This is a genomic window from Viridibacillus sp. FSL R5-0888 (assembly GCF_038009105.1).
GTDB classification, from domain to species: domain Bacteria; phylum Bacillota; class Bacilli; order Bacillales_A; family Planococcaceae; genus Viridibacillus; species Viridibacillus arenosi.
In genome coordinates, this window is record NZ_JBBPAU010000001.1 from 783563 (window position 1) to 805602 (window position 22040).

Genomic DNA, 22040 nt, shown 5'->3' on the forward strand with positions numbered 1-22040 from the left:
TTAAAAAAATATAGAAATCATAAATATTCTTACACTTTTACAGAGTATAATGTATTTTATTTTGTAGTGAGGTTTCTATTTAAGATAAATAAAATATGAACAGCAATTGAAAATCGACTACTATAAAAAAATTTAACCTCTCTGTTGTAACTATTATAGTTACAGCTTTAACAAATGTCAATTATTTATTTTTGTGTCTATATAGTTGTTAGTGATATATCTCTTATTGTAGGTTTTAAAAAAGAATGATTCGATATGGAGAAAATAAAAAAGTATCCATTAGCGAGATTAAATAGAGCACAAATAGAGAAAGCTGTAGCCACAATTAAAACCAACGAACAAGGAAGGTTAGGTGGCTACCGATGGAATTAGAGAAAAAACTATATTGCTACAACTGCAAGGAAGAAACAGTGTATCAAAAAAGACGTAATAATAACACGTATATGGAAAGTCATTGCAGGGAATGTGGTTGTTTTGAATGGCAGAATAGAGCAGTAGAAAGTGAAGTAAAGAAATGGGCAGAGTATAATTTAGTAAAAGGAATACCGAACTTTGAAGAAGTACAGAGAATTATTTAATCGAATAGCTTAAATCCAGGACAGCATGTTTTTTATCTTTAAAATATATCTGCTAAATAAACATCCCACTTAAATTAATACTTTTAAGAAGGCTCAGAGTGTACAAAAGGCATCGAGAAGTCAATTCTCATTGCCTTTTGTCTTTTTTACATTCTTTTTTTAGGTTTAAACAATAGGATAATTCATTTAATTAACCGTACTTTTCAATAACCTTCCCACTATTAAGCTGCTCGCCATGTCTAAGTGACGAGCTTAATTATTTTCCTTATCTCAAAAATACTGTTTATAGTAGGCTGTCATAGTTACACATTCAGTTGATTGGAGCGGAGTGCCGCGACTCCAGCGGGAAAAGCGGGATAGTCGAGACCCTAGACTAAGCGTAGCGAAGGAAGCGGCTCGGCCCCGCCCGCGGAAAGCGTCCGCACGCAGCGGAAATCAACGGCCTTATTCATACATATGTATTGTAAAAAGAAAAAGGCTGTAGACAAACTCTAAATTCTTCGAGTTTGTCTACAGTATGAGCCTTCCTAAATTAACTTTTAAGAGGGCTTAAAGTCCTTGGGTAATTGGAAGCGCTATTATGAAAATACTTATTGTCAATGGGTGAAAAAATACATACAATTAGACAGAACGGAGGTATTTCTACATGAAAAAAGCTTATTTAGCCAACGGTCTGTTCAGTTTAGGCAATCTATTTGTTAATGGACTTAATATCCAGAATGGTGTAATTGCTACTACGAAGCAAGAAGTAACCGAGGCTTTCAAAATGCATTACTCTCCATAATTTTAATGGTTATTTACCTTATTATTCTTTCAAAATTACTAGGTTACCATTAAAAAGGAGTTTATTTAGATTATGTGGTTTTTATTTGCAATATTAACATGGCTCTCATGGGGAGCAGCGAACTTATTTTACAAAAAGGGCTCAGATACAAATGACAAAAATAGTCATATCAAAATAACGATTATGGTTGGTCTTGTTATGGGGATTCACGCAACGGTCTATATGTTCGTGAAAGGTTTAGAATTCCATCCACAAGATATGTTAACGTATTTGCCCGTTTCAACATTGTACATTGTTTCAATGGTTTTCGGTTATATTGGTTTACGTTATTTAGAGTTATCCATTGCAGCACCAGTGCAAAATGCTTCAGGTGCGGTTACAACGATTTTACTATATATGTTCTTTCCACAAGAAGTTACTTGGATACATTTTGCAGGTATCATTGCTATTACAGCCGGCGTTATTTGGATTGCTGTTATTGAAAAACAACAGGACGATGCATTATTACGTTCTCAAAAAGTTAAAATTGAACGTAAATATCAATTTGGATTTTTCGCATTGTTATTCCCGATTTTATACGCATTAATAGATGGGGTAGGAACTTTTGCTGATGGTATCTACTTAGATGAGTTAACAATTATGACTGAAGATGCAGCGCTACTAGCATATGAATATACATTCTTTATCGTAGCAGTTGTATGCTTTATCTATCTTCGCTTTTATAAAAAAGTGAAATTCAATGTATTTAAAGAGCGTGATCGCACGTACGCAGCAGTTTTAGAAACGATTGGTCAGTTCTTCTATGTGTATGCAATTTCAGCATATGCGTTTATTTCCGCGCCAATTATTTCATCATACTGTATTTTCTCAATTATATTATCGCGTATTTTCTTAAAAGAAAAACTAACAAAGAAACAATACTTCGTCATTGCAATTATTATGCTAGGTATTGTCATCCTTGGTCTTGCTGACGAATTATAATTGTAAAACGTCAATCGAAAAATCGATTGGCGTTTTTTTGTTTTGAACAATAATAAGAATAATTTTTTGTCCTAAAACCATAGTTATAAATCCTTTCTATTTTCGCTTACTAAAATTAATAACGAATGCACCGATGCATCGCCATGAATTTAAAATTACGGGTACATGTTCTGACGTGTCTTTGGGAACAATGATATCAAGGTAACCGTCTTTATACTTAGAATCATAATCGATAGTATTCCAGTTCTTTGTTTTTTTTCTCGATGGCATTATATTTTTTAGGCTAAACTGCAACGCCACCATCAAACATCTTTTTCATTAGATAAGCAATTGATTTAGGCGAAAAGAGTACATAGAGTGTAAATAGAAATAGGATCGTTGTGAAAACGAAAATGCCTGTCCGATGTTTCTTCAATAGAGTGACCGGTTTTCCTTCTATCAATCTGCAATCTATTATGGCATAATTTGTCGTGGGCTTCGAATGCTGTTCTATTGAAAATAGGATTTATAAATTTTTTGAGGTGAAACATAAATGTATAAGAGAAAACGACTTTTACAAGGAATACTTGTAATTTCAGCATTAGAGATGCTGTATTATTATTTTATAGGGAAACAATATCTTTTCATAAATGGTCTTGGGGATATGCCTTTTTACATTATTGGCGGTAATGCATTATTATTTGTAGCTTACTTTATATTGGTTGAGAAAAGTAACATTAGAAAAAAGAATGCACTTATCATTATTGCCTATGCACTTTTAATCATAGCTCCGTTCTATTTCCAAAAGCATGTACCGAGTTTTAATGTAGATGATGCAACGCAAATTATTTCGCGAACTGAGGGCGGGAAAGTTGTGAAAGACCGCAAATTTAGCGGGACGATTGTCGACTATTCTGGACTAGAAGTATATATTATTACGCTTGAAAAGGATAAAGAAGTTTCGCGTTATGCATTTGATCCATATACTGAAAAATATTATGCATTTGCGAATTAGAAATGAGGTTTGACAGTGGCAGAACATAGTTTTCATTTGACTGCAAATTGGCCAGGTGGTCGTAATGATGTCGGCACAATCGCATCAGGTCAATTACAAACAAAAGTATCTATTCCCCATGAAATGGACGGGCCAGGAATTGGCACTAATCCTGATGAGATGCTGTTAGGCGCTGCTGCGACTTGTTATATTATTACATTAGCTGCAATGCTTGAACGATCAAGTATTAATGTAGAGAGCCTATCGATGCAATCTGAAGGAATCGTTGATGTAACGAATGGCGTCTTTACGTATAAGAAGATTATTCACAAACCAGAAATCACCTTATCAAGCGGCACAACGGTACGAGATGCTAGTTTAACGCAAAAGCTTGCAGAAAAAGCAGAAAAAACATGTATGATCAGTAAGGCAATACAAGGGAATGTTGCACTTGAATTGCAAGTGCATTTAAAAATAGAAGAGTAAGATGAGCTGCTAAGTATTCGTTAAAAATCGATTACTTAGCAGTTTTTTTATGAATTGAAAACATATCAGCTTAATTTACTTTTGTTTAGGCAAATCCCATGAGGTCTTTCACATGATGAGTATTTTCTTTTGTCGTTAGCATTTCAAGCAATAGGAACGCGACATCAAAAGCAGTACCTGGGTTTGATGATGTTATGATATGGCCATCTTGAACAATTCTCTCATTTTGTACATTTACGCCAAAATTCTTTAACTGTTCTTTTCTTATACTTGTTGGGTGATCGTAAGTTGTAGCTTTTCTATTTGTTAAAATGCCACTTTTACCAAGTGCTAACGATGCTACACAAATACTAGCGATAGGCTTTTGTCTTGCATCAAAATGACGGATTATGTTAGAAAATGATTCACTAAATGCATCGTTATAAAAGCCTGCCTCTTCAAATCCTCCTGGAATAGCTAATGCGTCAAATTCGTCTAATTGAATGTCATGAATCGTTTTTTCAGGGACGACATTGAAATTCCATGTGCAAGTTAATTTATCTCGAAGACCGACTGTCACAACCTCAGTCGAGCCGTCGCCTTCCCATTTGTTCCAACCAAGCACATCTGTAAATACGCTAGCCTCTACTGCTTCAAAGCCATCTGCTAATAACAATAATATTTTTTTCATTTCTTAAATCCCTCCAATACCTTTATTTTAATTGACCAAAGAAGTGGATTACATGAGTTGAAAAAGGATATATCTTTAAATGGATTTATATTATAAGGATTTTGAGTTATTCTATTTAATAAAAAAAGGTGAGTGGAAAAATGGATCAAATAGATAAAAAGATAGTAAGGGAATTACAGTTAAATGCCAAAATTTCTATGAAAGAATTAGCAGAAATCGTTCATTTATCGGCTCCGGCAGTTATAGAGAGAGTTCGAAAGTTGGAAGAACAGCAAATAATTGAGGGTTATCATGCGAGTGTTGCATTGAAAAAAATAAATCGTCCAATGCGTGCAATTATTTTGTTCGAGTCAAAGGACTGTAAAGCATTAGCGAATTTTTGTCATAATCATCCTGATGTACTTGAGTGTTACAGAGTGGCGGGCGAGATTAGTTATATTGTCAAAATAGCAACGCATTCTGTAGAGAGTTTAGAGCAATTTATTGATGACTCCATGCAATATGGTACACCTTCAACAAATATTGTATTATCATCGCATGAAAAGAAGGTAATAGAACCATTTATAGTGGAAGAGAAATAATTAAAGGAGTGTCATCGTAAGTAAATTTTTCTTGAAGTTTTAAGCATTCGGTAAAAAAGGTACTATTTAGTCTCTATCATAATCCTGTATAAAAAATAAAGAAACTAGATAAAAGTTTATTGTTATTCAGCAACTTTATCCTGCTAAAATACTACATTGATAGCACATGAGAAATTTTTACTTTTTTACAAAAAGTACTTAATTTCAGTCTGATTTTATGTAGAATGAATGTAGTATATTAGGAAAATTTCAGATTCGGTTCGTCTTCTTGAAGTGGTACATAAAAGGCGAAAAGCTTACTGGGATTTTCACGATGATAAAGAGGATGTGACTGTTGAATGATTACATTAGACGGAAAGAACCTATCATTGGCGGATTTAAATGTCATTCTAAATGATAACGTCAAAGTTGAATTAGATAAAGATGCGATAGAACTTGTTAAGAAAAGCCGGTTAGCTGTTGAGAAAATTGTACGTGAAGATCAAACTGTCTATGGTATCAATACAGGTTTCGGTAAGTTTAGTGATGTGAAAATTGCAGAAGAAGATACACGACATCTTCAACTCCATTTAATCCGTTCACATGCTTGTGGTATAGGTGCGCCTTTTGCTGAAGTCGTTTCTCGAGCAATGGTCGTTCTTCGTTTGAATGCATTGTTAAAAGGTTTTTCAGGTATTCGAATAGAAGTTCTAGAACGTCTTGCGTATATGGTAAATAACCGAATTCATCCCGTCATTCCACAGCAAGGGTCGCTTGGTGCATCGGGTGATTTGGCGCCATTATCACATTTAGCTTTAGTACTAATTGGTGAAGGTTATGTTTGGCAAAAGAATGAGCAAGTACCAGCGGCTGATGTTTGGCAAACTCATAATTTGGAACCGATTACATTAGAGGCGAAAGAGGGATTAGCATTAATAAATGGTACCCAAGCAATGACAGCTCAAGGCGTTGTCAATTATTTAGCAGCAAGTAAATTGGCTTATGACAGCGAATGGATTGCAGCAATGACGATGGAGTCTTTATTTGGAATTGTCGATGCCTTCCATCCAGCGGTTCATGAGGCGCGTGGCTATCAGGAACAAATGGACGTTGCAGAACGTATGCGTAATTGGTTAGCTGGTAGTCAATTAGCGACTAAACAAGGGGAGAAGCGAGTGCAAGATGCTTATTCTCTACGTTGCATTCCGCAAATTCACGGGGCTAGCTGGCAAGTACTCAACTATGTGAAAGAGAAGCTTGAAATTGAAATAAATGCAGCTACGGATAATCCGCTTATTTTCGATGATGGTGATACAATTATTTCAGGTGGGAATTTTCACGGTCAACCCATCGCGTTTGCTATGGATTTCTTGAAAATAGGTATGGCCGAAATAGCAAACGTTTCTGAACGTCGAATTGAACGTCTCGTAAATCCTCAGTTAAGCGAAGGGTTACCGGCATTTTTAAGCCCACAACCAGGTTTGCAATCTGGAGCAATGATTTTACAATATGCAGCAGCAAGTCTTGTATCTGAAAATAAAACATTGGCGCATCCAGCATCCGTAGATTCTATTCCATCTTCAGCCAATCAAGAAGATCATGTCAGTATGGGAACAATAGGTTCAAGACATGCTTATCAAATAATTGAAAATGCTAGAAGAGTGTTAGCAATAGAAGCTATTTGTGCAGCACAAGCAGTTGAATATAGAGGCGTAGAGAAAATGTCTAAAGCGCTTTATACTAAATGGCAAGAAGTGCGCGCAGTTGTTCCTACAATTAATGAGGATCGAATTTTTAGCGAAGATGTAGAAAAGCTCTCTGATTGGTTATCACCAATCAATCATTAAACAAACATAAAAACGCGTCTATTTAGTAGCTATTAGTTGCTAATAATAGACGCGTTTTTATATATGTATATTCATTTAATACTCCTTACAAATCTATTCATATTTACCCATAGAACGCGCAACATAATCATTCTATCTAGATATTTGTTATAATGAATGCTTGATAGATATTAAAGTGAATAGATTGAGAGGATATATATATAATGAATGAGCAACCACATATTTTAGTAGTAGATGGAATGGCACTGTTATTCCGTTCGTTTTTTGCAACAGCCCCGATGAACCAATTTTTTAGAAAAGAAGACGGTACACCGACAAATGGAGTACAAGGTTTTGCACGTCATGTTTTGACTGCACAATCGATGATGAAACCGACTCATTTGGCAGTATGTTGGGATATGGGAGTACACACTTTCCGAAATGAGCTATTTGATGGCTATAAAGCAAATCGTCCGAGTCCACCAGATGAATTGAAGCCACAGTTTGATATGGCGAAGGAAGTATCCGAAATGATTGGCTGGAAAAATTTTGGTGAAGTAGGAATGGAAGCAGACGATACAATTGGTTCAATCGTTGAAAAATGGAAGAATGATGCGAAGATAACAGTTGTCAGTGGCGATAAGGATTTATTACAGTTATTAAATCCTTCAACTACTATTGCCTTAACGAAAAAAGGTTATACAGAATACAATGTCTATGATGTTCAACGTTTTGAGGAAGAATATGCAATTGCACCTGCATTATTTGCTGATGTTAAAGCATTTATGGGCGATTCAAGTGACGGTTATCCAGGGGTTAAAGGTATTGGTCCTAAAACTGCTTTGAGCCTCATCCAAAAATATGGAACAGTGGATGGTGTTTTAGCTGCGATTGATGAGCTTAAACCAGCACAACGTTCGAAAATCACAGAGTATGAAGAAATGTTAAGGTTGTCACATCAACTAGCAAAAATTCATACAGAAGTACCTATTCATGCAACAATTGATGATTTATCATTGCCGTCACTAACGCAAGAGAAGCTTGATCAATTAACGATGGACGGTTATTCACTGATTTCACGCCATGCAAAATCATTATTCCCGAACGGTTAAAGGCGTCATTTTTACAAAGTTAAGTACTTTTTGATTGGCTTTATAAGAGACTTCGCTTATTTGACTATCACGATTTTGCCCACCATTATCATGGATAATGAGAATGACATCGTTCTCAACCTCTTCATAACCAATGAGCGGTACCCAGTGATAGGCGTATTTGGGCTTTAAGCAAAAATGAAAAGAAAAATATTTATCAAACTTCATTGCAACCGGTCTTCCCGCGCGCAATTCAAACAAAGCATCATGAAAGCTACAGCTTTGAATAGACCAATCTGGCCCAACTATTTTCCGCATATTATGAATGAAGCGGTATTTAAAAAGGCCAATTGGTGTTGTTCCTAGCTGTTTATAAAGCTGATTGATGCTTTTTGTTTTTTCATGAGGTAATAGATAATCTAACATGATAGCAGCGGTTGTTGGTCCACATGCAGAATTTCGGAATTTTTTAAGCACATTATCGGCATGTTGGGATTGCCCATTTACAGGTAATTGAATGCGCATATAATTCGCCTCCATAAAAAGAATGTATGAATCTATACGAGATAGGATTCCGCTTGTAGATACCCATAAGAAAAATACAAACCTATCTCTAGTTACAATATATGAAGCGTTAGTTTAATCATTAATATAACAATCATGGATATGGGTATGTAATTGTTAGAACTTTTCATGAATAGAATACATAGTATATTACAAAATGTATAAGAAAAAACGGATAGACACTAACTTGCTTTCCATTTTTGAACTTGCCAAGTACAATTGGCGAGTTTCTTTAAATTCACAACAGCAAAAGTAAGCATCTTCTGCATGGACACTTTTTAAGACCTCTTAAGGTTGGCCACCGCAACCTCAATTTTCCCCATAAGATGTTCTTGGGTACTAGTTGATACAAAGCAATCATTTCAATTTGATTTCTTTCGAGATTTTTTTATTTCCCATCATCTCAAAAGATTTATGTATATTACATGTGTAGTTGATTGGAGCGGAGGTGGCGACTCCTGGGGGAAAAGCGGGGCGACGAAGCGACATGGCGCCCGCCCGCGGAAAGCGTCCACCGTAGCGGAAATCAACAGTCCTATCTATTTATTTTTTAAAACAAAAAGACTGTAGACAAACTCGAAATTCTTCGAGTTGTCTACAGTCTATCTGTTAAAAAATGTTACGCATTTGCCTTTTGTGCTTCTAAGAATTCAGTTACTTGAGCTGGTGATTTAGCATTTGCACTGTGAAGGTGCGCTAACTTTTCGCCTTCTTTGAAGATCAGTAAGCTAGGAATACCCATAACATCATACTTTTCAGCAAGTTCTGGAAGCTCATCGCGGTTCAATTCATACCAATCATATTGATTGTATTCTTCGATAATAGGGTCGATGAACATGTCCATGCGTGTGCAATCAGGGCACCAGCCAGCGTGGAATTTTACGATAACAGGTTTTGCTGTCGAAGTAGTTTCAGTAAATTGTTCAATAGTTGTAATTGGTTTCATAAGTAAATCCCTCCTATAAAAATAGTGTACACGTTTTTTGGTGACGCTGAAAGCAACTTGTTTTAAAAAAGGTGATGATAGTATTTTTAAGGGATTAAAACAAAATTTAATCCATATATTTGTAAAATATGTGAATTTGATTATTGCGAAAAAACAGAAAATAGTCTAAACTAAGAAGCAGATAAGGAAGTTTTATTTTTTTTATTCTTAAAATGAATGAGCATTCATTCAAAAAAGGGGAAAAGGGAGGATTTGCTCATGGCTTATCAAATAAAAAAAGCAGCTGTATTAGGTTCGGGGGTAATGGGTTCGGGGATCGCAGCCCATTTAGCAAACATTGGTATTCCAACAATTTTGCTTGATATCGTACCAATGGAATTGACTAAAGAGGAAGAAGCAAAGGGGCTTACTTTAGATAGTTCGGTCGTACGTAATCGATTCGCAGATACGGCATTACAAAAGCTTTTGAAACAAAAACCAGCACCATTAACTGCAAAGAAAAACTTAGCGTTATTATCAGTTGGGAACTTCGAGGATGATCTTGAAAAACTAAAAGAAGTGGACTGGATTATAGAAGTTGTCGTTGAAAACTTAGCTATTAAAAAGAGTTTATATGAAAAAATTGATATAGTTCGTCAACCTGGCACAATTATTAGTTCAAATACATCTGGCATTAGTATTGATGCAATGGCTGAAGGTCTTTCAGAAGACTTCCAAAAGCATTTCCTAGGCACTCATTTCTTCAATCCACCACGCTATTTGAAACTGCTTGAAGTAATTCCGGCAAAGAATACTTGTCCTGATGTAGTGGCATTTATGAAGGAATTTGGAGAAGACAAACTAGGAAAAGGTGTCGTTCTAGCAAAAGACACACCAAACTTCATCGCTAATCGGATTGGTACATATGGCTTGCTTGTTACTTTACGTGAAATGCAAGAACGTGGTTATTCGGTTGGTGAAGTAGATTCTGTTACAGGACCTTTAATTGGCCGTCCAAAATCAGCAACTCTTCGCACATTAGATGTTGTCGGCTTAGATACTTTCGTTCACGTCGCAAAAAACGTTTATGATCAAACAACGGGTGAAGAGCAACGAGTATTCGAAGTACCAGCTTATATTCAGAAGATGGTTGATAATGGCTGGTTTGGAGCCAAGTCAGGTCAAGGGTTCTTCATTAAAAAGGGAAAAGAGATATTAGAGTTAAATACAGATACATTTGAATATGAACCAGTAAAAAAACTCCGCACTCCTTCAATTGAAATGGCAAAGCAACAAAAAGCATTAGCAGCGAAAGTGAAGTTGTTAACATATGCTGATGACCGTACAGGAGAACTATTGTGGAATGTGCTAGCACCAACTTTACTTTACTCAGCGCAGTTACATGGTGAAATTGCCGATGATATTGTAGCAATCGATAACGCCATGAAATGGGGCTTCGGCTGGGCACAAGGACCATTTGAAATTTGGGATGCAATAGGTGTAAAGAAATCAGTTGAGAAGATGACTGCTGAAGGTAAAGAGATTCCTAGCTTCGTAGAAGGTTTACTAGCTAAAGGCTATGAAACTTTTTATAAAGAACTAGAGGATGGATTAGCTTACTTCGACGGTGAAGATTACAAGCTAGTACCGGTTAATGAAAAAGCAATCGATTTAAAGCGCTATAAGAAAAAACACGGTGTTATTAAATCGAACTCAGGAGCTAGCTTAATCGATATGGGGGATGGCATTGCGTTACTGGAATTCCATTCACAAGCAAATGCTATCGGTTTAGATGTTATACAAATGATTAATTATGCCATTGATGAGGTTGAAGCAAATTACAAAGGGCTTGTTATTGGTAACCAAGGGAAGAACTTTTGTGTTGGTGCCAATTTAGGAATGATTCTTATGGAAGCCCAAGATGACAACATTTTCGAATTAGACTTCACGATTCGTGGTTTCCAAAATGCGATGACGAAAATTAAGTACAGTTCAAAACCAGTAGTAGCAGCACCATTTGCAATGACGCTTGGTGGCGGTTCTGAAGTTTGTTTACCAGCAGCTCATATTCAAGCAACAATGGAAACGTATATGGGCCTAGTGGAAGTAGGCGTAGGTCTAATTCCTGGCGGTGGTGGTAATAAAGAATTGTACTTAAAGCATTTAAAAGGATTACCAAATGGAGTACAAGTCGATTATCAAAATATCGCAAACAAAGTATTTGAATCTATCGCAATGGCCAAAGTTTCAACATCTGCTGAGGAAGCGAGAGAAAATAATTTCTTAAACTTTGCAGATGGTATTAGTGTTAACTCTGATCACCAACTATATGACGCCAAACAAGCAGCATTGGCATTATATGAAGGTGGTTATACAGCGCCAATTAGAACTAAGGTGCCGGTTGTAGGTGAAACTGGTTATGCAACATTATTGTTAGGAGCACAAGGAATGTATCAATCAGGCTTCATTAGTGAGCATGATTTGAAAATAGCGAAAAAGCTTGCCTATGTTTTGGCGGGTGGCAAAGTTCCATACGGCACATTAGTGGATGAACAGTACTTACTAGATTTAGAGCGTGAAGCGTTCTTAAGCCTTGTTGCAGAGCCAAAGTCGCAAGCTAGAATGCAACATATGTTAGTGAAAGGGAAACCACTTCGCAACTAATTTTAGAGAAGTGATTAAGGGGGAATCTACTATGCGTGAAGCTGTTATTGTAGCAGGTGCAAGAACACCTATTGGAAAAGCAAAAAAAGGATCTTTAGCAACTATTCGTCCTGATGATCTTGGAGCATTAGTTGTAAAAGAGACATTACAAAGAGCAGGTTATGAAGGGGACATAGATGATTTAATTCTTGGCTGCGCTATGCCAGAAGCAGAACAAGGGATGAATATTGCGCGTAATATAGGAGCGCTTGCTGGGCTACCTGATACAACACCAGCTGTAACAGTTAATCGATTCTGTTCATCAGGTTTACAATCAATCGCTTATGCTGCAGAACGTATTATGCTTGGACATTCAAAGGCTATTATTGCAGGCGGTATTGAATCTATGAGTCTAGTACCAATGATGGGTAATGTGATTAGACCTAATGCGACTTTAGCGGAAACTGCCCCTCAATATTATATGAGTATGGGGCATACAGCGGAAGAAGTGGCTAAGAAATATGATGTTAGTCGTGAGGATCAAGATGCCTTTGCTGTTCGTTCACATGAATTAGCGGCAAAAGCAATTCAAGAAGGTAAATTCGTCGATGAAATCGTTCCAGTGGAAGTCGTGCAACGATACGTGGATGCGGGGAATAATTTGCAAGAGAGAAAATTCACTTTTGATATGGATGAGGGTGTACGTGTTGGTACATCTCAAGAAACACTTGCGAAATTACGCCCAGCGTTTTCAGTAACTGGAAGTGTAACAGCAGGTAATGCTTCACAAACTTCAGATGGTGCAGCAGCAGTACTTGTTATGGACCGTGAAGAGGCAGAAGCACAAGGTTTAAAGCCAATGGCGAAATTTTTATCCTTTGCCGTAGGTGGAGTGCCTCCTGAAATTATGGGGATTGGCCCAACAGTTGCTGTACCGAAGGCGCTGAAAATTGCTGGCCTATCTATTGAAGATATTGACCTATGGGAAATTAACGAAGCTTTTGCTTCACAATCAATTCAAGTGGTGCGTGAACTGGGTATCGACCTTGAAAAAGTTAATGTTAATGGTGGTGCAATTGCATTAGGGCATCCGCTTGGTGCTACAGGTTCCATCCTAACACTGAAATTAATTCATGAGTTAAAACGTCAAGGTAAAAAGTACGGTGTAGTAACAATGTGTATCGGTGGCGGTATGGGAGCTGCTGGCGTATTTGAAATTCTATAAATAACACACAAAAGGGGAGCGATTATTATGACAGAGAAATTAGCGAATATCATTAGAGGCGGTAGCTTTTTAACTGAAGATGTAGAACTTGATCGTGTATTTACGCCAGAAGATTTCACTGAAGAGCATAAAATGATTGCGAAAACGACAGAGGACTATGTGCAAAATGAAGTATTACCAGTCGTTGAGAACTTAGAAAATCATGAGTTTGATCATTCTGTACGATTATTGAAAAAAGCTGGTGAACTTGGTCTTTTAGCTGCAGATGTTCCTGAAGAATATGAAGGTCTTGGCTTAGACAAAGTAACATCAGCATTAATCGCTGAGAAAATGTCAGTAGCTGGCGGATTCTCTATTACACACGGTGCACATGTTGGAATTGGTTCATTACCAATCGTATTATTTGGTAATGAAGAGCAAAAACAACAGTACTTACCTAAGCTTGCATCTGGAGAGCTAATTGCAGCTTATGCATTAACAGAGCCAGGTTCTGGGTCGGATGCATTAGGTGCTAAAACAGTAGCCAAATTAAATGCAGAAGGTACACATTATGTATTAAACGGTGAAAAACAATGGATTACAAACGCTGGTTTTGCTGATGTATTCGTCGTATATGCGAAAATTGATGGCGATAAATTTTCAGCATTCATAGTAGAACGCAACTATCCAGGTGTTTCTGTCGGTGCAGAAGAAAAGAAAATGGGGATTAAATCTTCTTCAACTCGTACACTAATTCTAGAAGATGTAAAAGTACCAGTTGAAAACCTACTTGGTGAAGTAGGGCGCGGTCACATTATTGCGTTTAACATTTTGAATATCGGTCGTTACAAATTAGGTGTTGGCTCAATTGGTGCATCAAAGCGTGCTCTTGAATTAGCGATTTCGTATACGAACCAGCGTCAACAATTTAAAACACCTATTTCATCTTTCAATTTAACGAAAGAAAAACTATCAACAATGGCTTCAAAATTATACGCTACTGAAAGTTTAATCTACCGTACAGTAGGATACTTTGAAGATCGTATGGGCCAATTAAGTGAAGACGAACAAAAAGACGGCAAAGCGATTGCAGCATCAATTGCAGAATATGCTATTGAATGTTCTATCAATAAAGTTTTTGGTTCTGAAACACTTGACTATATCGCTGATGAAGCAGTGCAATTACATGGTGGATATGGTTTCATGCAAGAGTATGAAGTAGAGCGTATTTACCGTGACTCACGTATTAATCGAATTTTTGAAGGAACAAACGAAATTAACCGTTTCATCATACCTGGCACGTTTATGAAAAAAGCAATGAAAGGTGAGTTACCTTTATTGCAACAAGCGCAGAGCCTACAACAAGAGCTTTTAATGCTAATGCCTGAAGAAATTGGTGATGAGCCATTAGCACAAGAAAAGCATCTTGTGAAAAATGCGAAAAAAATCGCTCTATTAGCAGCTGGTCTTGCTGCACAAAAATATGGCCCGAAATTAGATGCCGAACAAGAATTACTAGTGAACATTGCGAATATCGCTAACCAATTATTTGCAATGGAATCTACTGTGTTACGTACAGAAAAAGCTATTGCTCGTGATGGGGTAGACAAAGCAAGCCAAAAATTACTATATACTCAAATCTTCTGCCAAGAAGCGTTTGAAGAAATCGAAAAAGAAGCAAAAGAAACAATCATTACAGCTGTAGACGGAGACAATGCTCGTATGATGTTATCTGCGCTTCGCAAACTTACTCGTAACAATCCTTACAATGTTATTGCCAAGAAACGTGAAGCATCAGTTAAACTAATTGCTGCTGAGAAATTTGTTGTCTAAAATAAGCTAGTTGAGAATCCGAACACAACTTTTGTGTTCGGATTTCTTGCTTGTAGACTATACTCCCACTACAATAGAATTAAATAGTTTGGAAAAAGGAGCATGTATATGTCTATTTTATTCATTCAATATCCAAAATGTACAACTTGTCGTAAAGCAAAAGCATGGTTAGACGAAAATGGGGTAAACTATACAGATAAGCACATCGTTGAAGAAACACCTTCTAAAGAGAAATTAAAACAATATTTAGATGCTAGTGGTTTACCATTAAAGAAATTTTTTAATACTTCAGGAATGAAGTATAGAGAGCTACAATTGAAAGATCGACTTGCTGATATGACGGAAGATGAGCAATTAGAATTGCTTGCTTCGGATGGTATGTTAATCAAGCGTCCAATCGTTACAGACGGTAAAAAAGTGACGTTAGGATTTAAAGAATCAGACTTTGAACAGACATGGAAATAACACAGACATATGCTTGTTTTTACAATGGAAATATGTCAAACTTAAAGTGAATTTAATTACATATTTGGAGGGGTATTCATGAGCACACCAAAAGACTTACGCTATTCTGAAGAACATGAATGGGTAAAAACTGAAGACGGAAAAGTACGTATCGGTATTACACATTTCGCACAATCTGAACTAGGCGATATCGTTTTTGTTGAACTTCCACAGGTTGGCGACGAATTAGTAGCAGACGAACCATTCGGCAGTGTTGAATCTGTAAAAACTGTATCAGAACTTTACGCACCGATTTCTGGTAAAGTTGTTGAAATTAACGAAGAGCTTGAAGAAAGCCCAGAGTTCGTTAACGAATCTCCATACGATAAAGCATGGATGGTTGTAGTTGAACCAGCTGATAACGCTCAAGTTGATGCATTATTAACTGCAGAACAATACGAAGCAATTATCGAAGAATAAGATCTGAAAACGCCGTGCATTTGCTCGGCGTTTTTTTAAACTTGGTAAACGGCAAAAAGTATTTGTTAGGAGGGTATATATGACTTTTAACAAGCTGATTATCGTGGAAGGGCGCCAAGATAAGTTGCGAATTGCGCCAATACTAGCAGAGAACATTCCGATAATATGTACGAATGGAACAGTTAGTGCAAGCCGATTAGAAGAAATCTTGGCACCATATGAGGACTGCGAATTGTATGCATTCTTTGATGCTGACTCATCGGGTGATAAGCTCCGTGCTCTTTTTAAAAGAGAGTTCCCAAATGCTCGTCATCTACACACCTCCTCTACTTATAAACAAGTAGAAGCTACTCCTAGAAGACATTTAGCTAGAATATTATTGGCGGCAAATTTTACAGTTCATAAAGAATATCTAATAGTATAGGAATGAAGAAGATGGAAGAATGGTCACGTGAACAATGGGAAGAAACTATGAAAAACTCCTCGCTTTCGGCTTTTTATTTGTATACACCATTATGTGGGACGTGTGCAGTTGCGTCGAAAATGATGGAAGTAGTAGAACATGTCGTTAGCGATATTCCTATTGGTAAAGCGAACTTGAATTATATACAAGATGTAGCGTTTGATTATGAAATAGAAAGTGTCCCATGCTTGATTATTTCGAAGAATGGGAAAATTCATGATAAAATCTATGCCTTTCAATCAGTACCTTTTTTGTTTGAAAAATTACGTCAAAACGATTGACGTTGAAGCAATAGCGTGATAAAGTAGCAAACATAACTAATTAAATATAGTCGTTACTCTTATTTAGAGAGGTGGAGGGAAGTGCCCAATGAAGCCCGGCAACCGTCATATTTATATGGCACGGTGCCAAATCACACAAAGTATTTACTTTGGAAGATGAGAGAACGGTTTTACGTATATAGCTTTGCGTTGAACCCTTCTGTTAATCTGCAGAAGGGTTTTTTTAGTTTCTAAGAGATGCCAGTAGAAAGTGCATACTTTTTAGTTTTAAAATAAAGGTGGTATGACAGTGATTCAGTTAGAAAATGTTGTGAAAAAATATAAAACCGCTAACGGAGAGTTAACCGCTGTCAAAAATGTGAATTTATCTGTTGAAGACGGAGAAATATTCGGCATTATTGGATACAGCGGAGCAGGCAAGAGTACGCTCATTCGTTTATTAAATGGTTTGGAGCAACCGACGACCGGTAAAGTTGTTGTGAATGGTCAGGAAGTTTCGTCGATTAAAGGAAGTGCGTTACGTAATGCGCGTCAAAAAATCAGTATGATCTTCCAACATTTCAATTTACTTTGGTCACGTACTGTAGAAGAGAATATAGCATTTCCATTAGAAATTGCAGGTTTATCTAAGGCAGAACGTCAGAAAAAGGTATTAGATCTTATTGAATTAGTTGGTTTAAAAGGCAGAGAAAAGGCGTATCCTTCTCAATTATCAGGTGGTCAAAAGCAACGTGTAGGTATTGCTAGAGCACTGGCAAATAACCCAGAAGTACTGCTTTGTGATGAAGCTACTTCAGCACTTGATCCTGAAACAACGGATTCAATTTTAGATTTACTAGTCGATATCAATGAGAAATTAGGCTTAACTATTGTACTTATCACGCATGAGATGCATGTCATTCGTAAAATTTGTCATCGCGTGGCAGTAATGGAAGCTGGACAAGTTGTTGAAAATGGTGATGTTCTAGAAGTATTCCAATCACCACAAGCAGACGTTACAAAACGATTTGTTTCTCAAATTACAGATACGAATGAACGTAAAGAATCAATTGAACAAATTATTGAAAACTACCCATCAGGAACACTTGTAAAATTAATGTTTGTAGGCTCTTCAACTGGTCAGCCAGTTATTTCACATTTAAGCCGTGAACTTAATTTGGACGTGAATATTGTCCATGGTAATATTTCGCAAACGAAAAGTGGACCATATGGCACGCTGATTATACAGTTAGATGGCAATAATGATAATGTACAAAAAGCAGTCACATATATGAATGAACATGGAGTAAAAACGGAGGTGATCGAAAATGCTTAATGATCTCTTCCCGAATGTACAATGGGACAGAATGTGGGAAGCAACGATAGAAACACTGTATATGACAGGTGTTGCTACAATTTTCACTTTTGTCATTGGTTTAGCTTTAGGTATTTTGCTGTTTTTGACGAGCCCTCAGCAATTATGGGCAAATAAATTAGTAAGTTGGTTAACAGGTTCGATCGTGAATATTTTCCGTTCGATTCCATTCATTATTTTAGTGATTCTATTAATACCATTTACGAAACTATTATTAGGCTCAATTCGAGGTCCCAATGCCGCATTACCAGCATTAATCATTGGAGCAGCACCGTTTTATGCGCGTATGGTTTTAATTGCGTTAAAAGAAATTGATAAAGGTGTCATCGAAGCGGCACGTTCAATGGGCGCAAAAACTTCTACGATTATCGGTAAAGTGTTAATCCCAGAGTCATTACCCGCATTAGTTTCGGGTATTACTGTAACAGCTATCGCACTTGTTGGATACACAGCAATGGCAGGTGTTATTGGGGCAGGTGGACTAGGGACATTAGCATTCTTAGACGGTTTCCAAAGAAGTCAAAGCGATGTAACTTTCGTTGCAACAATCCTTATTTTAGTAGTGGTATTTGTTATTCAATTCGTCGGAGATCTTATTACGACGAAGATTGATAAAAGATAATTTGGGCTTATACGGTATAACCGATCACATATAACTAAACAGTATAAAAGGAGCGTTAAGAACATGAAGAAATTTGTAGCAGGAATCCTTACGGGAGTATTAGCCCTAAGCTTAGCAGCTTGTGGTAAATCAGAAGAGAAATTAGTAATCGGTGCAGCTAATACACCACATGCAGAAATTTTAGAAAAAGCAGAGCCATTACTTGAAAAAGAAGGTATCAAGCTGGAAATCGAAAGATATCAAGATTTTGTTTTACCGAACAAAGATCTGGCGAATAAGGATTTAGATGCTAACTTTTTCCAACACGTCCCTTACTTGGAACTTCAAAATAAGAAAAATGGATATGATTTTGTAAATGTTGGTGGAGTGCACGTCGAGCCAATCGGTATCTATTCTAAAAAATATAAAAAACTCGAAGATCTTCCAGAAGGCGCGACAATTCTTCTAAGTAACTCAGTTTCAGACCATGGTCGTATGTTATCCCTACTTGAAGCAAAAGGACTTATCACGTTAAAAGAAGGCGTAGATAAAACTGCAGCTGAAATTAAGGATATTACTAAGAATCCAAAAAACTTTAAATTCGATGCAAACACTGCACCCGAAATGCTTGTACAAATGTATAAAAATGACGAAGGTGACGCAGTATTAATCAACTCTAACTTCGCTATTGATGCCGGTATAAGCCCAGGGAAAGACGCAATTGCATTAGAAGATAAAGAATCAGAGTACATTAATGTGATTGCTGTTCGTAAAGAAGATGAGAATAACGAAAAGATTAAAAAATTAGTTAAAGTGCTCCATTCAAAAGAAATGCAAGACTATATATTAAAAGAATGGAACGGGGATATTGTTCCTGTATCTGAATAAGAAAGAATTGAAACACCCAAGCTGAATAAGCTTGGGTGTTTTTATGTATTTATAAGTTAATAACAATATTTAGGTAATTATGCTACGTGAATATTGTAAACCTTGAAATTAGTTGATTAACACAATCTAATTATAATAATTTGAAAATACTTAATATTCCGGATTATTGTTGTGCTATTCACTTTAATAAGTGGGTGTGATAGAGTGTGCATATACTTTTAGAAAAGACATATGTATTTATCAGGAGGACATTTTATGAAGATCAAGTTTGGTTTATTGCCACGAATTATCGTCGCGATTATTTTGGCAGCGTTACTAGGTACTATTATGCCGAAAGATGGCGTTCGTATATTTGCAACATTCAATGGTATATTCGGAAATTTCTTAAACTTCGTTGTACCGTTATTAATCGTCGCATTTATTGCACCGGGAATTGCACAATTAGGTAAAGGGTCTGGAAAACTGTTAGGGTTAGCTACTTTCTTTGCTTACTTTTCTACTTTAATAGCTGGATTCTTTGCATTCTTTGTTGCTTCAAATGTTTTACCGAATTTAATTTCAACTTCTGGAAGTGAGCAATTTTCTAACCCAGAGAAATTTTTAGCGAAATCATTTGTAGTAATCGATATGCCACCATTGATGGACGTTATGACGGCTCTATTATTAGCCTTCATCCTAGGGATTGGAATGGCATCTATCAATAGTGAATTTATGAAAAAATTCTTTGATGAGTTTAATTTAATTATTGATAAAGTAATTTCGAAAATTATTATTCCGTTATTACCTATTCATATTTTTGGTATTTTCTTAAATATGACTTTTGCTGGTCAAGTAGCAAAAATTCTATCAGTTTTTGCATTAGTATTTTTATTAATTATTTTAATGCATTTATGTATCTTGGTATTACAATATGTAGTAGCAGGCGCTATTAATAAGAAAAATCCGTTCTATCTTTTGAAAACAATGGCACCTGCATATTTTACAGCTCTTGGAACACAGTCATCAGCTGCGACGATTCCGATTACATTAAAGCAAGCACGTAAGACAGGTGCTTCTGATCGAGTAACAGGTTTCACTGTCCCACTATTTGCAACAATTCATTTATCAGGCAGTACAATTACTTTAACAACATGTTCAATTGCTGTAATGATGTTAAATAATCATGCGTATTCATTAACTGAAATGATACCTTTCATTTTCATGTTAGGTATTGTAATGGTTGCAGCACCTGGTGTACCGGGTGGCGCAGTAATGGCAGCGACAGGTATTCTTCAATCAATGTTAGGTTTTGATGAAACTATGGTGGCGTTAATGATAGCTCTATATCTCGCGCAAGATAGTTTTGGTACAGCTACAAACGTAACAGGTGACGGTGCACTTTCAATGATCGTTGATCGCTTCAGTAAAAAAGAACAAGCGTAGTTAGAAAATAACCATGCACTATAAAAAGGCCTTCCGAATATTTCGGAGGGCTTTTTATTATTTAAACTGAGTCAATAATGAGAAGAAGTTATTTACAAAGCTTAAGAAAACTTGTTCAGAAGGAGCTAAATCACGATTAGTAGGTGAAATAATACCGACCGTTCTTGTAAACTCTGGTGAAACTAGCGGTAACTTTACAGTGCGTCTAGGTGTGGAGTCATAAAAGGCGCTTTCAGGTAATAAGCTTATGCCGATTCCAGCAGCTACTAAACCTTTTAAAGCATCCATATCTTCACCCTCTGAAGTGATTTTAGGTGTGAAGCCAACAGATTTACAAGCTTCAACAGCCACTTTATTGAGAATATAACCTTCGGGGAAAAGAACAAAATCCTCATTCCGTAAATCAGATAAATGAATGGATTCCTTTTGTGCTAAAGAATGAGTGGCTGGTAATAAGGCTGCAATATTTTCTGTAAATAAAATCGTCGTATTGATGGCATCGTCTTTTTGTGGAAGTGGACCAAGGAACGCTAGGTTTAGTTCTCTGTTCTTCACTGCATTTATTAAATATCGGTAAGAGCCTTGGCGCAAGTGGAATGATACATTAGGGTGCTCTTTTTTAAATGCTGAAATAACAGTAGGCAACAAAAAACTCGCTAAGCTCGTAGGAAAGCCGATTTTGATCGTTCCCTTTTCTGGGTCCAAGTATTCGTCGATTTGCTTTTTGGCAAAATCGATTGCTTGTAAGGCAGCAATGCTATGTTCGAGAAATGTTTTACCAATTGGCGTCAGTTTGACATTTCGTCCAACTCGCTCAAATAGCTTTGTACCTAGTTCTTCTTCTAAATTAGCTATTTGGCGACTTATCGCAGATTGAGCAACGTGTAAGTTTTCAGCAGCTTCAGAAATATGTTCAAGCTCCGCAACCGCAACAAAATAGCGTAATTGGCGTAATTCCATCGTATGTCATCTCCCATTCATCTAATTTA

General features: G+C 36.6%; 23 protein-coding genes and 1 riboswitch. Of the genes, 19 read left to right on the plus strand and 4 right to left on the minus strand.

The window, feature by feature from the left end; translation table 11 throughout:
• Window positions 1-362 precede the first annotated feature (362 nt).
• From MKY02_RS03835 to MKY02_RS03855, 5 genes are all read left to right on the plus strand, one after another.
• A complete protein-coding gene (locus MKY02_RS03835; RefSeq protein ID WP_038188755.1) occupies window positions 363-578 on the plus strand; it encodes a hypothetical protein in 216 nt (71 codons plus the stop codon).
• A gap of 646 nt (window positions 579-1224) precedes the next feature.
• Window positions 1225-1362, plus strand: coding sequence for a hypothetical protein (locus MKY02_RS03840; RefSeq protein WP_168171822.1), 138 nt, complete (start codon window positions 1225-1227; stop codon window positions 1360-1362).
• Between the two features lie 72 nt (window positions 1363-1434).
• On the plus strand, window positions 1435-2343 hold the full coding sequence (locus tag MKY02_RS03845) for an EamA family transporter (RefSeq protein WP_340710670.1): 909 nt from the start codon (window positions 1435-1437) through the stop codon (window positions 2341-2343).
• 532 nt (window positions 2344-2875) lie between these two features.
• A complete protein-coding gene (locus MKY02_RS03850; protein WP_038188748.1) occupies window positions 2876-3337 on the plus strand; it encodes a hypothetical protein in 462 nt (153 codons plus the stop codon).
• A gap of 15 nt (window positions 3338-3352) precedes the next feature.
• Window positions 3353-3802, plus strand: a complete 450-nt coding sequence (locus tag MKY02_RS03855; RefSeq protein ID WP_038188745.1) for an OsmC family protein — start codon at window positions 3353-3355, stop codon at window positions 3800-3802.
• Between the two features lie 85 nt (window positions 3803-3887).
• On the opposite strand, the gene MKY02_RS03860 is transcribed toward MKY02_RS03855, so the two are convergent.
• Window positions 3888-4472: a DJ-1/PfpI family protein gene (locus MKY02_RS03860; RefSeq protein WP_038188743.1), complete on the minus strand. Its 585-nt coding sequence runs from the start codon at window positions 4470-4472 to the stop codon at window positions 3888-3890.
• A gap of 140 nt (window positions 4473-4612) precedes the next feature.
• On the opposite strand from MKY02_RS03860, the gene MKY02_RS03865 reads away from it, so the two are divergent.
• From MKY02_RS03865 to MKY02_RS03875, 3 genes are all read left to right on the plus strand, one after another.
• Window positions 4613-5053, plus strand: a complete 441-nt coding sequence (locus MKY02_RS03865) for an Lrp/AsnC family transcriptional regulator (protein ID WP_038188740.1) — start codon at window positions 4613-4615, stop codon at window positions 5051-5053.
• A gap of 338 nt (window positions 5054-5391) precedes the next feature.
• Window positions 5392-6879, plus strand: coding sequence for a histidine ammonia-lyase (gene hutH / locus MKY02_RS03870; protein WP_340710673.1), 1488 nt, complete (start codon window positions 5392-5394; stop codon window positions 6877-6879).
• Window positions 6880-7082: 203 nt separating this feature from the next.
• Window positions 7083-7970, plus strand: a complete 888-nt coding sequence (locus MKY02_RS03875) for a 5'-3' exonuclease (RefSeq protein WP_076034497.1) — start codon at window positions 7083-7085, stop codon at window positions 7968-7970.
• On the opposite strand, the gene MKY02_RS03880 is transcribed toward MKY02_RS03875, so the two are convergent.
• Window positions 7953-8474: a C39 family peptidase gene (locus tag MKY02_RS03880; protein ID WP_076065706.1), complete on the minus strand. Its 522-nt coding sequence runs from the start codon at window positions 8472-8474 to the stop codon at window positions 7953-7955. The genes MKY02_RS03875 and MKY02_RS03880 overlap by 18 nt on opposite strands.
• Window positions 8475-9132: 658 nt before the next feature.
• Window positions 9133-9459: a thioredoxin family protein gene (locus MKY02_RS03885; RefSeq protein ID WP_038188714.1), complete on the minus strand. Its 327-nt coding sequence runs from the start codon at window positions 9457-9459 to the stop codon at window positions 9133-9135.
• A gap of 258 nt (window positions 9460-9717) precedes the next feature.
• Between MKY02_RS03885 and MKY02_RS03890 the strand changes: the two genes are divergently transcribed.
• The 11 genes from MKY02_RS03890 to MKY02_RS03940 all read left to right on the plus strand — a co-directional run bounded on the left by MKY02_RS03890 (window position 9718) and on the right by MKY02_RS03940 (window position 21051).
• Window positions 9718-12102 (plus strand): 3-hydroxyacyl-CoA dehydrogenase/enoyl-CoA hydratase family protein, encoded by a 2385-nt coding sequence (locus tag MKY02_RS03890; RefSeq protein ID WP_340710676.1) that lies wholly within the window; start codon window positions 9718-9720, stop codon window positions 12100-12102.
• A gap of 31 nt (window positions 12103-12133) precedes the next feature.
• Window positions 12134-13306, plus strand: coding sequence for an acetyl-CoA C-acetyltransferase (locus MKY02_RS03895; protein ID WP_038188709.1), 1173 nt, complete (start codon window positions 12134-12136; stop codon window positions 13304-13306).
• 27 nt (window positions 13307-13333) lie between these two features.
• Window positions 13334-15118, plus strand: a complete 1785-nt coding sequence (locus MKY02_RS03900) for an acyl-CoA dehydrogenase family protein (RefSeq protein WP_076034499.1) — start codon at window positions 13334-13336, stop codon at window positions 15116-15118.
• 108 nt (window positions 15119-15226) lie between these two features.
• Window positions 15227-15583: an arsenate reductase family protein gene (locus tag MKY02_RS03905; protein ID WP_340708742.1), complete on the plus strand. Its 357-nt coding sequence runs from the start codon at window positions 15227-15229 to the stop codon at window positions 15581-15583.
• A gap of 78 nt (window positions 15584-15661) precedes the next feature.
• On the plus strand, window positions 15662-16042 hold the full coding sequence (gcvH, locus tag MKY02_RS03910; protein WP_038188701.1) for a glycine cleavage system protein GcvH: 381 nt from the start codon (window positions 15662-15664) through the stop codon (window positions 16040-16042).
• A 79-nt stretch (window positions 16043-16121) separates the two neighbouring features.
• A complete protein-coding gene (locus tag MKY02_RS03915) occupies window positions 16122-16466 on the plus strand; it encodes a TOPRIM domain-containing protein (protein WP_038188697.1) in 345 nt (114 codons plus the stop codon).
• 11 nt (window positions 16467-16477) lie between these two features.
• On the plus strand, window positions 16478-16786 hold the full coding sequence (locus MKY02_RS03920; protein WP_038188694.1) for a thioredoxin family protein: 309 nt from the start codon (window positions 16478-16480) through the stop codon (window positions 16784-16786).
• 56 nt (window positions 16787-16842) lie between these two features.
• A riboswitch (SAM riboswitch) is annotated at window positions 16843-16949 on the plus strand.
• A gap of 126 nt (window positions 16950-17075) precedes the next feature.
• Complete coding sequence (locus MKY02_RS03925) at window positions 17076-18101, plus strand: methionine ABC transporter ATP-binding protein (RefSeq protein WP_340710677.1); 1026 nt, start codon at window positions 17076-17078, stop codon at window positions 18099-18101.
• The gene (locus MKY02_RS03930; protein WP_038188688.1) at window positions 18094-18762 is read left to right on the plus strand and encodes a methionine ABC transporter permease; all 669 of its coding nucleotides are present in this window, start codon (window positions 18094-18096) and stop codon (window positions 18760-18762) included. The genes MKY02_RS03925 and MKY02_RS03930 overlap by 8 nt, the downstream gene beginning before the upstream one ends.
• A gap of 63 nt (window positions 18763-18825) precedes the next feature.
• Window positions 18826-19629, plus strand: a complete 804-nt coding sequence (locus tag MKY02_RS03935) for a MetQ/NlpA family ABC transporter substrate-binding protein (protein WP_340710678.1) — start codon at window positions 18826-18828, stop codon at window positions 19627-19629.
• Window positions 19630-19884: 255 nt separating this feature from the next.
• Complete coding sequence (locus tag MKY02_RS03940) at window positions 19885-21051, plus strand: dicarboxylate/amino acid:cation symporter (protein ID WP_038188636.1); 1167 nt, start codon at window positions 19885-19887, stop codon at window positions 21049-21051.
• Between the two features lie 57 nt (window positions 21052-21108).
• Here MKY02_RS03940 and MKY02_RS03945 read toward each other — a convergent pair whose 3' ends face one another.
• Window positions 21109-22011 (minus strand): LysR family transcriptional regulator, encoded by a 903-nt coding sequence (locus MKY02_RS03945; protein WP_038188627.1) that lies wholly within the window; start codon window positions 22009-22011, stop codon window positions 21109-21111.
• Window positions 22012-22040 lie beyond the last annotated feature (29 nt).

Excerpts from the sequence above, each read along its gene's own strand:
- MKY02_RS03835 (WP_038188755.1), top strand. The coding sequence starts at position 363 with ATGGAATTAGAGAAAAAACTATATTGCTACAACTGCAAGGAAGAAACA.
- MKY02_RS03840 (WP_168171822.1), top strand. The coding sequence starts at position 1,225 with ATGAAAAAAGCTTATTTAGCCAACGGTCTGTTCAGTTTAGGCAATCTA.
- MKY02_RS03845 (WP_340710670.1), top strand. The coding sequence starts at position 1,435 with ATGTGGTTTTTATTTGCAATATTAACATGGCTCTCATGGGGAGCAGCG.
- MKY02_RS03850 (WP_038188748.1), top strand. The coding sequence starts at position 2,876 with ATGTATAAGAGAAAACGACTTTTACAAGGAATACTTGTAATTTCAGCA.
- MKY02_RS03860 (WP_038188743.1), bottom strand. The coding sequence starts at position 4,472 with ATGAAAAAAATATTATTGTTATTAGCAGATGGCTTTGAAGCAGTAGAG.
- MKY02_RS03865 (WP_038188740.1), top strand. The coding sequence starts at position 4,613 with ATGGATCAAATAGATAAAAAGATAGTAAGGGAATTACAGTTAAATGCC.
- hutH (WP_340710673.1), top strand. The coding sequence starts at position 5,392 with ATGATTACATTAGACGGAAAGAACCTATCATTGGCGGATTTAAATGTC.
- MKY02_RS03875 (WP_076034497.1), top strand. The coding sequence starts at position 7,083 with ATGAATGAGCAACCACATATTTTAGTAGTAGATGGAATGGCACTGTTA.
- MKY02_RS03880 (WP_076065706.1), bottom strand. The coding sequence starts at position 8,474 with ATGCGCATTCAATTACCTGTAAATGGGCAATCCCAACATGCCGATAAT.
- MKY02_RS03885 (WP_038188714.1), bottom strand. The coding sequence starts at position 9,459 with ATGAAACCAATTACAACTATTGAACAATTTACTGAAACTACTTCGACA.
- MKY02_RS03890 (WP_340710676.1), top strand. The coding sequence starts at position 9,718 with ATGGCTTATCAAATAAAAAAAGCAGCTGTATTAGGTTCGGGGGTAATG.
- MKY02_RS03895 (WP_038188709.1), top strand. The coding sequence starts at position 12,134 with ATGCGTGAAGCTGTTATTGTAGCAGGTGCAAGAACACCTATTGGAAAA.
- MKY02_RS03900 (WP_076034499.1), top strand. The coding sequence starts at position 13,334 with ATGACAGAGAAATTAGCGAATATCATTAGAGGCGGTAGCTTTTTAACT.
- MKY02_RS03905 (WP_340708742.1), top strand. The coding sequence starts at position 15,227 with ATGTCTATTTTATTCATTCAATATCCAAAATGTACAACTTGTCGTAAA.
- gcvH (WP_038188701.1), top strand. The coding sequence starts at position 15,662 with ATGAGCACACCAAAAGACTTACGCTATTCTGAAGAACATGAATGGGTA.
- MKY02_RS03915 (WP_038188697.1), top strand. The coding sequence starts at position 16,122 with ATGACTTTTAACAAGCTGATTATCGTGGAAGGGCGCCAAGATAAGTTG.
- MKY02_RS03920 (WP_038188694.1), top strand. The coding sequence starts at position 16,478 with ATGGAAGAATGGTCACGTGAACAATGGGAAGAAACTATGAAAAACTCC.
- MKY02_RS03930 (WP_038188688.1), top strand. The coding sequence starts at position 18,094 with ATGCTTAATGATCTCTTCCCGAATGTACAATGGGACAGAATGTGGGAA.
- MKY02_RS03935 (WP_340710678.1), top strand. The coding sequence starts at position 18,826 with ATGAAGAAATTTGTAGCAGGAATCCTTACGGGAGTATTAGCCCTAAGC.
- MKY02_RS03940 (WP_038188636.1), top strand. The coding sequence starts at position 19,885 with ATGAAGATCAAGTTTGGTTTATTGCCACGAATTATCGTCGCGATTATT.
- MKY02_RS03945 (WP_038188627.1), bottom strand. The coding sequence starts at position 22,011 with ATGGAATTACGCCAATTACGCTATTTTGTTGCGGTTGCGGAGCTTGAA.